General features: G+C 63.1%; 12 protein-coding genes. 7 read left to right on the top strand and 5 right to left on the bottom strand.

Features of this window, described 5'->3' with window-relative positions; all coding sequences use genetic code 11:
* Position 1: 1 nt before the first annotated feature.
* Genes O0882_RS25035 through argS form a run of 5 tightly spaced genes read right to left on the bottom strand, consistent with a single transcriptional unit; the run spans position 2 to position 4736 of the window.
* Positions 2-799 carry a biotin--[acetyl-CoA-carboxylase] ligase gene (locus O0882_RS25035; protein WP_289952376.1) on the bottom strand — a complete coding sequence of 266 codons (798 nt, stop codon included), beginning with the start codon at positions 797-799 and terminating at the stop codon, positions 2-4.
* Between the two features lie 10 nt (positions 800-809).
* A complete protein-coding gene (locus O0882_RS25030) occupies positions 810-1571 on the bottom strand; it encodes an SDR family oxidoreductase (RefSeq protein ID WP_289952375.1) in 762 nt (253 codons plus the stop codon).
* Between the two features lie 37 nt (positions 1572-1608).
* Entirely contained in the window at positions 1609-2280 is a 672-nt protein-coding gene (locus tag O0882_RS25025) for a thiol:disulfide interchange protein DsbA/DsbL (RefSeq protein WP_289952374.1), read from the bottom strand.
* 9 nt (positions 2281-2289) lie between these two features.
* A complete protein-coding gene (locus O0882_RS25020; protein WP_289952373.1) occupies positions 2290-3006 on the bottom strand; it encodes an SPOR domain-containing protein in 717 nt (238 codons plus the stop codon).
* A gap of 20 nt (positions 3007-3026) precedes the next feature.
* The gene (gene argS / locus O0882_RS25015; RefSeq protein WP_289952372.1) at positions 3027-4736 is read right to left on the bottom strand and encodes an arginine--tRNA ligase; all 1710 of its coding nucleotides are present in this window, start codon (positions 4734-4736) and stop codon (positions 3027-3029) included.
* A gap of 376 nt (positions 4737-5112) precedes the next feature.
* Between argS and rsmB the strand changes: the two genes are divergently transcribed.
* The 7 genes from rsmB (at position 5113) to O0882_RS24980 (ending at position 11918) form a co-directional block, all read left to right on the top strand.
* Positions 5113-6534 (top strand): 16S rRNA (cytosine(967)-C(5))-methyltransferase RsmB, encoded by a 1422-nt coding sequence (gene rsmB / locus O0882_RS25010; RefSeq protein WP_289952371.1) that lies wholly within the window; start codon positions 5113-5115, stop codon positions 6532-6534.
* 97 nt (positions 6535-6631) lie between these two features.
* Positions 6632-7138, top strand: coding sequence for a DUF4390 domain-containing protein (locus O0882_RS25005; RefSeq protein WP_257572158.1), 507 nt, complete (start codon positions 6632-6634; stop codon positions 7136-7138).
* Entirely contained in the window at positions 7138-9435 is a 2298-nt protein-coding gene (locus O0882_RS25000; protein WP_289952370.1) for an ATP-binding protein, read from the top strand. The genes O0882_RS25005 and O0882_RS25000 overlap by 1 nt, the downstream gene beginning before the upstream one ends.
* A 98-nt stretch (positions 9436-9533) precedes the next feature.
* Complete coding sequence (locus tag O0882_RS24995) at positions 9534-10253, top strand: response regulator (RefSeq protein WP_034784724.1); 720 nt, start codon at positions 9534-9536, stop codon at positions 10251-10253.
* Entirely contained in the window at positions 10250-10651 is a 402-nt protein-coding gene (locus tag O0882_RS24990; protein ID WP_289952369.1) for a GTPase, read from the top strand. The genes O0882_RS24995 and O0882_RS24990 overlap by 4 nt, the downstream gene beginning before the upstream one ends.
* A 152-nt stretch (positions 10652-10803) precedes the next feature.
* Positions 10804-11061 (top strand): DUF3567 domain-containing protein, encoded by a 258-nt coding sequence (locus O0882_RS24985; RefSeq protein WP_071079509.1) that lies wholly within the window; start codon positions 10804-10806, stop codon positions 11059-11061.
* A gap of 77 nt (positions 11062-11138) precedes the next feature.
* A complete protein-coding gene (locus tag O0882_RS24980) occupies positions 11139-11918 on the top strand; it encodes a class II glutamine amidotransferase (RefSeq protein ID WP_289952368.1) in 780 nt (259 codons plus the stop codon).
* The last annotated feature ends 3 nt before the right edge of the window (positions 11919-11921 follow it).

Raw genomic sequence — 11921 nt, 5'->3', positions numbered from 1 at the left:
CTTACTCCCCGCTCAGGCGCAAGGACATGTCGCCCGACATGATTTCCTGCAAGCCGCCATCGGTGCGCAGCAGCAAACGCCCCAGGTGATCCACGCCGGCCGCCACGCCTTGCCGCAGCAGCTGGCCGTTGTCGAGGATTTTCACGTGCTGGCCCTGCCAGGCGTGCAGCAGGTTCCAGCGTTCGGCAAACGGCGTAAAACCCGTGTCGTCGAATTCGGCCAGCACGCCGGCCAGGCGGCTCAGGAGCGCCGCCACCAGGGTATTGCGCTCCATCTGCGCCAGCCACGGCACGGCCGAGACGCTGCGGCCGATCTGCCGTTCCAGCGCATCGGGCATCAGCAAATTGATGCCGCAGCCGATCACGGCCCACACGCCGTTGCCCTCGGGCGCCTGTTGCGTCTCGACCAGGATGCCCGCCAGTTTGTGACCATCCTTGAGCAGGTCATTCGGCCATTTCAGTTGCACCGGCACGCCCAGCGCCGTCATGCTTTCGGCCAGCGCCACGCCGACGGCCAGCGGCAGGCCGACCAGCTGATGCAGCGGTCCCTTGAAGCGCCAGGCCAGCGAGAACATCAGGCTGGCGTCCGCCTGCGACACCCACGGCCGTCCGGCCCGCCCGCGGCCGGCCGTCTGCTGGCCGGCGATGCGCAGGGTGGGGCCGGCCAGGGTGGCGCAGCGCGCCAGCAGGTCGGCGTTGGTCGATCCCGTTTCGTCGACCACCTCAATGCATACGTGGGCGGCGCCCGTGGCGCAATGGGCGGCGATGGCCGCGCTGTTCAGGTCTGAGTGCTTCGTCATGGTGATTGGTTCAGTTGCGCGCCTTGTGCGGCGCATTCGCGAAGACCCGGTCGTAGACGGCATTCGGCAGCGCGCGCAGCAGCTTGGCGACGACGCCCATCTGCCACGGGATCACGCGGTAGCTGTCGCCGTCGGCGATGGCGCGCGCGGCGCGCACGGCGAATTTTTCGGCCGGCATCAGGAAGGGCATGCGATAGGCGTTGTGGCGCGTCATCGGCGTGTCGATGTAGCCGGGCGTGATGGTGACGACCTTGATGCCGGCCGGTTTCAATTCCAGGCGCAGCGATTCGCAGTAGCTGATGACGGCCGCCTTCGAGGCGCTGTAGGCTTCGGCGCCGGGCAGGCCGCGGATGCCGGCCACGCTGCCGATGCCCACCAGGCGTCCGCTGCCCTGGCTTTTCATGGCGGCGATGAAGGGTGCGAAGGTGGCGACGGTGGCCGTGACGTTGATGGCCATCAAACGCGCGAAGGCGTCGAGGTCTTCCGCGTGTTCGCTCAAGGTGCCGTACGACACGCCGGCGCTGGCGATGACGACGTCAACATGCCCGGCATGGCCGATGAAGTCTTGCGCCGCGTTTTTCAGGGCGGCATGGTCGCACACATCGACGGCGTAGGCGCGGTGGCGTTCAGGGTGGGGCAGGGAAGCGATCAGTTGCTGCAGGGTCTCGCCGCGGCGCGCCAGCAAGCCCAAATGGGCGCCCTGGCGCGCGTACTGCAGCGCCAGGGCAGCGCCCAATCCGCTCGACGCGCCCGTGATGAAAACGCTGTGCATCAGGCGATGCCCGGGCGCGCCAGGGAAGTGGCCATGCTTATTTCTTTTCCGCTTTGGCTTTCGCAAGCAGCACGTCCATCACGGTCAGTGCCTGGGCGTTCAGTTGCTCTTCGTTCTTGGCTGACTTGCTGCCCTGATCGGCTTGCGAAGGCGAGGTGATGTAGCGGCCGTCGATGGCGATCATGGGCCAGAACGTCACGTTATAGCCCTGCATCATGGCGTCCGCACGGCGCACCCGGGCCGAGACACCCATCGAACGGTAGGTGTCGATGAACTTCTGGCGGTCCACGCCCTGCCTGGCGACGAAGTCGAAGACGGCGTCGTCGGTGGCCAGACGGTTGCGTTCCACGTGCATGGCGTGGAAGACGCCGGTGTGCAGCTTGTCGAGCAGGCCCATGGCTTGCAGGGTGAAGAACAGCCGCTGCTGCGGCGCCACGCTGTCATCGCGCGACACGTGCACGCGCTTGAAGACGATGTTGTCGCCCTGTTTCTTGACCCAGGCCGCCAGTTGCGGTTCGAGCACGTTGCAATGCGGGCAGTAATACGCAAAAAATTCCGTCACTTCGATTTTCTTGCCCGACTCCGTCGCCTGCGGCGTGGCCAGGGTGTCGTATTCGACGCCGTTTTTCGGCTCGGCCGGCGAGGCCGATGCGCCCAGGGCAACGGTGCACAGGGCGGCGGCGAACAGGATTTTCTTCAGAAAACGCATGCTGGTTCCTTATTTTTGGTTGCGGACGACGGCGACATCGATGCCGTTTTCAGACAGCTTGGTGCGCGCACGGTTCATCGCTTCGAGCTGGTTGAACGGCCCGATGCGCACGCGGTGCAGCACACCGGCATCGGTGCTGCGGTCGCTGATGGCCGCTTCGAAGCCCAGCAGCGCCAGTTTGCCGCGCGTGCTTTCGGCGTCCGACATGTCATGGAAGGCGCCTGCCTGCAGATAATAAATCCATTTGTCGCTGGCTGCATCGGCCTTGGCCTCTTTCACGTCGGCCTTGGCTTGCGGCGCTGGCGCTGCCGCCACCGGCGTTTTCGGCGCCGGCTTGTCCTTTAATGTACCGATGAGTTCCTGCAACGCGTCCGGCGGCGGTGCCTTCGGCTGCTGCGCGGGAGCGGGTGCCGGTGCGACTGGCTGCGTCGGCGTGACGATCTCGCGCGGCTCCTTGGAGAAGTCGCGCGCCGCTTCCTTGGCCGCTTCCTTGTTGCCGTACATCGGCTTGTTCGGATCGGCGATCTGGCCGGCGGTCGGTTCGGCCGATTTGCCGGCCTTGCCCGACTTGTCGGTGAAGGGCGAGGCGCCCTTGGTGATCACCAGGGCGACCACCACGGCGATGCCCAGGCCGATGACCAGGCCGATGATGATGCCGACCAGCGTGTTGCCCTGCTGGCGCCGGGTCGAAGAGAAGCGGGAGGCGTGGGGGGAAGCGTGACTCATTGACGGTTAGACCTTCGCGATTACATTTTGTTTGGCGCGGATACGCCGATCAGTGCCAGGCCGTTGCGCAGCACCTGGCGCGCGGCGATGACGAGGGCCAGACGGGCCATCTTGACGGCGTCGTCCTCGACCAGCACTTTTTCGGCGAAGTAGAAGCTGTGCAGGTTGGCGGCCAGGTCGCGCAGGTAGAACGCGACTTGATGCGGTCCCAGTTCCGCTTGCGCGCGCGCCAGCGTTTCCGGGTAGGCGGCCAGGGTCGCCAGCAGGGTCGCTTCGGTCGGTGCCGTCAAAGGAGACAAATCGATGCCGGCGACCGTGTTCTCATCACCGCCCCAGTTTTCCAGGATGCGGCAGATGCGCGCATGCGCGTACTGCACGTAATACACCGGGTTTTCATCGGTGGTTTTCAGTGCCACGTCGACGTCGAAGACGAATTCCGTGTCGGCCTTGCGCGAGATCAGGAAGAAGCGCACGGCGTCGCGGCCCTTGGCGATGTCGCCGCCACCCGACCATTCGATCAGGTCGCGCACGGTCACGTAGGAGCCGGCGCGCTTCGAAATCTTGACTTCTTCGCCGTCCTTCATGACGGTGACCATCTTGTGCAGCACGTAGTCGGGATAGCCTTGCGGGATGCCCATGTCGACCGCCTGCAGGCCGGCACGCACGCGCGCGATGGTGCCGTGGTGGTCGCTGCCCTGGATATTGATGGCCTGCACGAAGCCGCGCTGCCATTTCACCAGGTGATACGCGACGTCCGGTACGAAATACGTGTAGGTGCCGTCCGTCTTGCGCATGACGCGGTCTTTGTCATCGCCGAAGTCGGTGGTGCGCAGCCACAGCGCGCCATCCTGCTCGTAGGTGTGGCCCGCCTTGATCAAGGTTTCCACGGCGCTGTTGACCTTGCCGTCCGCGTACAGCGAGGACTCCAGGTAGTAATTGTCGAACTTCACGCCGAACGCCTGCAAGTCGATGTCCTGCTCGTTGCGCAGGTAGGTGACGGCAAACGGGCGGATCGAATCGATGTCGTCGATGTTGCCATTCGCCGTGGCGGGCAAGCCATCGCTGGCCGACACCGTCTTGCCAGCCTTGAAGTCGTTGGCGATGTCGGCGATGTAGTCGCCGTTGTAGGCCGGTTCGGGCCATTCGGCGTCGCCCGGCTTGAAGCCGCGTGCGCGCGCCTGCACGGAATTGGCCAGGGTCTGAATCTGCACGCCTGCGTCGTTATAGTAGAACTCGCGCGTCACTTGGTAGCCTTGCGCGTCGAACAGCGACGACAGGGCGTCACCCAGCGCCGCCTGGCGGCCGTGGCCCACGTGCAGGGGGCCGGTCGGGTTGGCCGAGACGAATTCCAGGATGACTTGCTTGCCGGCGCCTGCCGTGCTGCGGCCATAGCTGTCGGCCTCGCTCAAGATGGTTTTCACCACGGCTTGCTTGGCGGCGTTTGACACGCGTACGTTGATGAAGCCGGGACCGGCGATTTCCACTGCCTCGATCAGGCCCTTGCCAGCCGGATTGGCCAGCACGGCGCTGACGATGGTTTGCGCCAGTTCGCGGGGATTCTGTTTCAGCTGCTTGGCCAGTTGCATGGCGATGTTGCAGGCGACGTCGCCATGCGATGCGTCGCGTGGTCGCTCGAGCACCACGGATGGCGTCAGCGTAGTGCCGGCCAGGACGGGAGCGAGGGCGGCCTGGAACAGGGCGATGATTTCTTGTTTCTGTTGGGCGAGCATGAGCAGGATGGCGGTGGAACCGCGTTAAGAATGAATAGAATGAATCAAAAAGCAAAACGGACGGCAAGTACCCAAGCCGCCCAGACTGCGTCAATTATACTGGTTTGCCGGCGGGAACAATACGCTTGCCGGCAAGGTCCCCGTGGCGGCGCATTTCACGATATTATCAGGACAACATGCCCATGTTGGTGCATGAAAACATCAGCATGGCGCATTCTGCTTGTATATATGCAGTTTTTTGCCGCAATTTACATGTATCGCTGCAATCGCTTGGGCCAGAGGGCGCCACAAACGCTACAATCGACCCTTTATTGATAACGCGCGGCCGCGACTTTGCCACCATGCAGCCCACCGCGCGCAGCCACACCGGATAACTATGAACAAGCGCCCCACGCTGAAATTGAAAACCAAGCCGGCGCCAGCCCAGGCTCCTGCCGCACCGAAATTGCGTCCCAGCTACCATCCCGACCTGAAACCGGTCTTGCAGCCAGGCTTCCAACCCGATTTGCGCGCCGACTCGCTGGCGTTTTGCCTGCTGGGCGCCGCCAATGCCGTGGCGCAAGTGCGCACGGGCACGGCCCTGCCGCAGGCGCTGGCCAAGGTGTTTGCGCAATCGAACGCCAGTCCGCAGGCGCGCGGCGCCATCCAGGATATTTCCTACCGTACCATGCGCCAGCTGGGCCGCAGCGAAACCCTGGTCGGCCTGATGACGTCGAAGGCGCCCGAGCCGCCGATGCTGGCCGCGCTGCTGTGCTGCGCGCTGTCGCTGATGTCGGCCGAGCCGGGCGAACAGCCGTACGAAGAATTTACCGTTGTCGACCAGGCTGTCACGGTGGCCACCTCGCACCCTGACCTGGCGCATGCCAAGGGCATGGTGAATGCCGTCTTGCGGCGTTTCTTGCGCGAGCGAAAGTCCTTGCTGGAAGCGGCCCTGCAGCAACCTTTGGCGCAATGGAATTATCCGCAATGGTGGATCGATTCGCTGCGCCTGGCTTACCCGCGCGACTGGCAAGCCATATTGACCGCCGGCAATGCCGTGCCGCCATTGACCTTGCGCGTGAATCGCCGCAAGAGCACGGTTGTAGCGTATCTGGCTGTGTTGCAGGAGGCGGGTATTGCCGCGCGCCAGGTGGGACCGTTTGCCGTACGCCTGGACAAGCCCATCGGCGTGGCGCTGATTCCCGGCTTCGAGCAGGGCGTCGTCTCCGTGCAGGATGCCGGCGCGCAACTGGCCGCACCACTGCTGGACTTGCAAGATGGCATGCGCGTGCTGGATGCCTGCGCGGCGCCCGGCGGCAAGACGTGCCACATCCTGGAACTGGCCGACGTGCACGTGACGGCCATCGATGCGGACGCCAAGCGCTTGCCGCGCATCGCGGAAAACCTCGAGCGCCTGGGTCTGGACGCTACCTTGAAGGCGCAGGATGCGCAATCGAGCGCGTGGTGGGACGGCCAGCAGTACGACCGCATCCTGGCCGACGTGCCGTGCACGGCCTCGGGCATCGTGCGCCGCCATCCGGACATTCGCTGGTTGCGCCGCAAGGGCGACGCGTTCCAACTTGCAACACTTTCCTCCAAAATTCTGGACAACCTGTGGCAGATGCTGCGTCCCGATGGTAAATTGCTATTCGTGACATGTTCATTGTGGCCGCAAGAGTCCGAGGCACAGGCGGCGGCATTTGCGGTGCGCAATAATGCGACCCGATTGACAGCGCCTGGCCAGCTGTTGCCGACTGGCAGCGCGGAGCAGGACCATGACGGTTTGTTCTATGCGCTATTCCAAAAAAATGCGGCTTGAGCGATTCGTCGAACCTTTTCCTACGGACACCACCGGCACACTTGTGACAACACGACTCTTCCGACTCCTGGCCCTGCTGCTGATGCTGGCATGTACCATGCCACGCGCGCAAGCCGCCGACATGGTCGAGATCACCCGTGCCTACATCGAGTCGAGCGAAGAGGGCTACAAGCTGGCCGCCACCTACTCCTTTGATCTCAATCACGACCTCGATGATGCTGTGCAGCATGGCGTGCCGCTGTTTTTCACGACAGAAATCGAACTGACCCGGCCCCGCTGGTACTGGTTCGATGAAAAGGCCATCGTGGCGCGCCAGACCAGCCGGCTGTCGTACAACGTGCTCACGCGCCAGTATCATGTGTCGGGCGGCGGCTTGCAGCAAAGCTTCCCCACGCTCGACGACGCGCTGTTCCTGATCCGCCGCCCCAGCCGCTGGCTGGTGGCGCCGCGCGGCGCGCTGAAAGTGGGGCAGACGTATAACGTCACCTTGCGCATGGGCATGGACCGCGACTACCTGCCCAAGCCGATACAGGTCAATGCCTTCAATAACAGCGACTGGCGCCTGGCTTCGAATAAAAAAACCTTTTTGTATACGGCGGAGTAGTGAGTCAAGCATTGCGCTATCTGCTGGTGGTGGGCGGCGGCATTGTCAGTATCCTGCTGTTCCTGCTGGCGTCGGCTTCCGACAATTCCGGTTTTTTCGACCGTTATTACACCTGGCTGCTGGGGCTGAATGCCGCCGTGGCCGTGTCGCTGCTGGCGCTGGTGGGCATTTCCCTGGGCCGCCTGTACGTGCGCTACAAGAGCGGCAAGTTCGGCTCCAAGCTGATGACACGTTTGGTGATGCTGTTCGCCGCCGTCGGCATCCTGCCGGGCCTGGTGATTTTTCTTGTCTCTGTGCAATTCGTCTCCCACTCCATCGAATCCTGGTTCAACGTCAAGATCGAAGCGGCGCTGGAATCGGGGATTGAGCTGGGCCGCGCCGGCCTCGATGCGGCCCTGGTCGAGCTGGACCACCGGGGTCACAAGGCGGTCGCGGACCTGGGCAGCGATCCGGTGGCCGGTCCGGCCGTGCTGACCAGCCTGCTGCGCGAAGAAGGCATGCAAAATGTCATGGTTGTCAGCGGTGACGGCGTGTTGCTGGCCAGCGCCGGGCCGCACAGCGCGGCAGACTTGCCCACGCCGGCCATGCTGGTGCAGGCCGCCTCGCCGGCCGGCTATGCCTCCGCCGAAGGGGGGCTGGAGTTGCACGACGACGGCACGGAGTCGGGCGGCGGCGGTTTCCGCGCGGGCACGCCGGCATCGCTGGAAACGGCGGCCAGCCTGCGTTTGCGCGTGCTGGTGGCCGTGCCGGGGCCCTCGGTTTCGCCCCGCTACCTGCAATTGCTGCAGGCGGTGCCGCCCAAGCTGGCGACGAACGGCGAGGTGCTGCGCGCCGCCTACAGCGAATACAAGGAACGTTTCGTCGCGCGCGTGGGCTTGCGCAAGATGTACATGGAAATCCTCACCTTGACCTTGCTGCTGGCCATTTTTGGCGCCATCGGCAGCGCTTTCCTGATCGCGGGCAACCTGGCCCAACCCCTGCTGCTGCTGGCGGAAGGCACGCGCGCCGTGGCCGAGGGTGACCTGTCGCCGCGCCCCATCGTCGCCACCAAGGATGAACTGGGCACCCTGACGCAGTCGTTCAACATCATGACGCGCCAGTTGCTCGACGCGCGCACGGCCGTGGAAAGCAACCGCGCCGCGCTGCAAAACGCCAAGGCCCACCTGGAATCGGTGCTGGCGAACATGTCGGCCGGCGTGATGGTGCTCGACGGTGATTTCAAGCTGGTGACGTGCAATGAATCGGTCGAGCGCATCTTGCAGCATTCGGGCATGAGCATCGTGGGGCAGCCGCTGGCGCATATTGCTGGAATGGAAGAGTTTGGCGGCGCCATCATCAGCGCCTTCACGGCGCAAAGCGCGCAATCGGCGTCGGGCCGCAACCAGCAGCGCCTGCACTGGCAGCGCCAGATCGAGATTCCGCGCCGCCTGGGCAGCAGTGCCGACGAGCATGACATCACCCTGCTGGCGCGCGGTTCGCGCTTGCCGCTGGAGTCCGGCAGCGGCTACATCGTCGTCTTCGATGATATTTCCGATGTGATTTCCGCGCAGCGCTCGATCGCCTGGGGCGAGGTGGCGCGCCGCCTGGCGCATGAAATCAAGAATCCCCTCACGCCCATTCAGCTGTCGGCCGAGCGCCTGCAGATGAAGCTCGAAGGCAAGCTGGAGCAGCCCGATGCGGACTTGCTCAACCGCGCCACCACCACCATCGTCAAGCAGGTCGATGCGATGAAACGCATGGTCGACGACTTCCGCGACTATGCGCGCACGCCGCCGGCCGTGCTCACGCCGCTGCGCCTGAACGAACTGATCGAAGAGATCCTGAACCTGTACCTGCGCGGCGATGATGGCGACATCATCCACCCGCAACTGGCGCCGAATCTGCCGATGGTGATGGGCGATCCGACCCAGTTGCGCCAGGTGATCCATAACTTGCTGCAGAACGCGCAAGACGCCATGGCCGACCTGCCGCCGGACTCGCCGCATCCGCGGATTGACGTAAGGACGGAAGCAATTCATTATCGCAGTGCGGACGGCGGCGTGAATATCGCCGTGCGGCTGGCCATCACCGACAATGGCCCTGGTTTCGCGCCAAAAATCCTGGCGCGCGCCTTCGAACCCTATGTGACGTCGAAGGCGCGCGGCACGGGATTGGGCCTGGCGATGGTAAAGAAAATTATCGATGAACATGGCGGACGCATCGATATCGAGAACCGGGTCGACGGCAGTGGCGCTTCGGTGGTCATTTTGCTGTTAAAGTTAGCTCCCGACACTCCTGCCCAGGATTTCCTGGCGTGAGGGTCTGGTTTAGTATTTAAAACACTAATAAAATCATAGCTGTCCGTCGTGTACATCTTGTGCGCGCCGGCCGGCGAAATGAGGAAGGCAAGACACGAATGGCAAACATACTCGTAGTGGATGATGAAATGGGTATCCGTGAGTTGCTCTCGGAAATTCTGGGCGACGAAGGACATGCTATCCAGCTGGCCGAAAATGCGCAGCAGGCGCGTGAAGCGCGCGCCGCCGGTGCGCCGGATCTGGTATTGCTGGATATCTGGATGCCCGACACCGATGGCGTGACCTTGCTCAAGGAATGGCAGCGCGATGGCTTGCTGACCATGCCGGTGATCATGATGTCGGGCCACGCCACCATCGATACGGCGGTCGAGGCGACGCGCATCGGTGCCATGAACTTCCTGGAAAAACCGATTGCCCTGCAAAAACTGCTGAAAGCAGTCCAGCAAGGCTTGACGCGGGCACAGGAAACCGTGCGCGCGCCGAGCGTGGCGCCGCGTCCCGTGGCACCCGTGGTGGCCGAGGAAAGCAGCCATCCCGTGCCCAGTTTTGGCGGCAGTGCGCCGCAACAGCTGATGGTGCGCCCAGGCATCGCCGTACCGGCGGTGGCGGAAGGCCATGGCTACAACCTGTCGTTCGACTTGCCGTTACGCGAGGCGCGCGACGCGTTCGAGCGCATGTATTTCGAACACCACCTGGGCCGCGAAGGCGGCAGCATGACCCGCGTGGCGGAAAAAACAGGCCTGGAACGTACCCATTTGTACCGCAAGCTGAAACAGCTGGGCGTCGAACCGGGCAAGCTGGCCAAGAAAAGCCTGTGACGGCAGCCGTGCGGCGTCCGACGCCGCTGACCCTGGTCAGCGGTGGACGCGCCGCCGAGCGCGAGGCCGCCATCGCGCAAGCCTTGGCGCCTGGCGAGCCGGCCGCCGTGATCCTTGAGGGATTGGCTGACGGCAACGCCATCCTGGCCGACCTGGCTGGGCAAGTTTCCCCTTCTTCACCATTTCCATTGCAACTGTTGCGCATCGCGCCCGGTTGCCTGTGCTGCAGCGGCAATCTCGTATTGCGTGTAACATTGAATCGTCTGCTGCGCCATCCTCCCGCGCGCCTGTTCATCAGCCTGGCCGATGCCACGCACATCGAACAATTGCGTGCCTGGCTCACTGCCAGTCCCTACGACGTCCTGCTGGCGCTGCAAGCCGACATCGTGCTTTCCTGACGATTTCTCGATCGACTTACCGAAGTCGCAGTTTGCATCTCGTTACAACTCTGTAGCCCGCCGGGTGGCATGGCGCTTGAAATGGCGCCGTATCAGCCCCACCTCTGTTCTGAAACCGCAAGAGTTTCTCTTGCTTGAGCGAAGGATGCAAAATGAACCTGATCTATAACAGCGAACAATACAGCGTCGTGGAATTCGGCGCCGACGTCGACCTGGAAGCCTTGCGCTTTGGCGGCTATGAAATCGTCGACAAGGGCGGCAAACGCGAGACGTTTATCGCCGGCATCCTTGCGCAAAACTTCCGCCGCGACGTCACGGAATTGATCGCCAGCGAACCCAGCATGGAAGAGATCGATGAATTTTTGGGCAGCTACGATTCCCTCATGAGCCAGCCAGTCCTGTTGCACTAGGGTGGTGGCTATCGTCACCATACCAATCCGCCGGGCGGCATGGTATGGTGGCCGTGTTATCCAGCCGCAAACAGACCATGTGCCAACTTCTCGGAATGAATTGCAATGTCCCCACGGACATTGTCTTTAGTTTTACCGGCTTCGCCATGCGCGGCGGCCATACCGATACCCACCACGACGGCTGGGGCATCGCCTTTTTCGAGGGTGCCGGCGTGCGCCATTTCGTCGACCACCAGGCGGCCATCGCCTCGCCCGTGGCCGAACTGATCAAACGCTACCCCATCAAGTCGCGCAATGTCATCGCGCATATCCGCAAGGCCACGCAAGGCCAGGTGGCGCTGGAAAATTGCCACCCGTTCGTGCGCGAACTGTGGGGCCGCTACTGGGTGTTCGCCCACAATGGCGATTTGAAGCAATTTCATCCCGTGCTGACGGGCAGTTACCGCCCCGTCGGCTGCACGGACAGCGAACTGGCTTTCTGCTATCTGCTGCAGGAATTGCATGCGCGCTTTGGCGATGCTCCGCCGGCCTTGCCGCAACTGCATGCCGCGCTGGCGGAATTGTTGCCCAGCATCGCCGCCCACGGCACTTTCAACATGATGCTGTCGAGCGGCGAGGCGCTGTTTGCCCATTGCTCGACCAGCTTGCACTATCTGGTGCGACAACATCCGTTTCCAACTGCTAAACTCTCCGATGAAGACCTGAGCGTGGACTTTTCCCAGGTGACGACGCCCCAGGACCGCGTGGCCGTGATCGTTACTCAGCCGCTGACGACGAATGAGCAGTGGACGGCGTTTGCGCCCGGTGAATTGAAATTATTTGTCGACGGGATGGTGCAAGACACGCCAGTGGCCTAATTT

Origin of the sequence: Janthinobacterium sp. SUN073 (assembly GCF_030397665.1) — a bacterium.
Lineage (GTDB): Bacteria > Pseudomonadota > Gammaproteobacteria > Burkholderiales > Burkholderiaceae_D > Janthinobacterium.
Note: the sequence above shows the minus strand (reverse complement) of the source record. Positions and strands in the feature narration are given on the sequence as shown.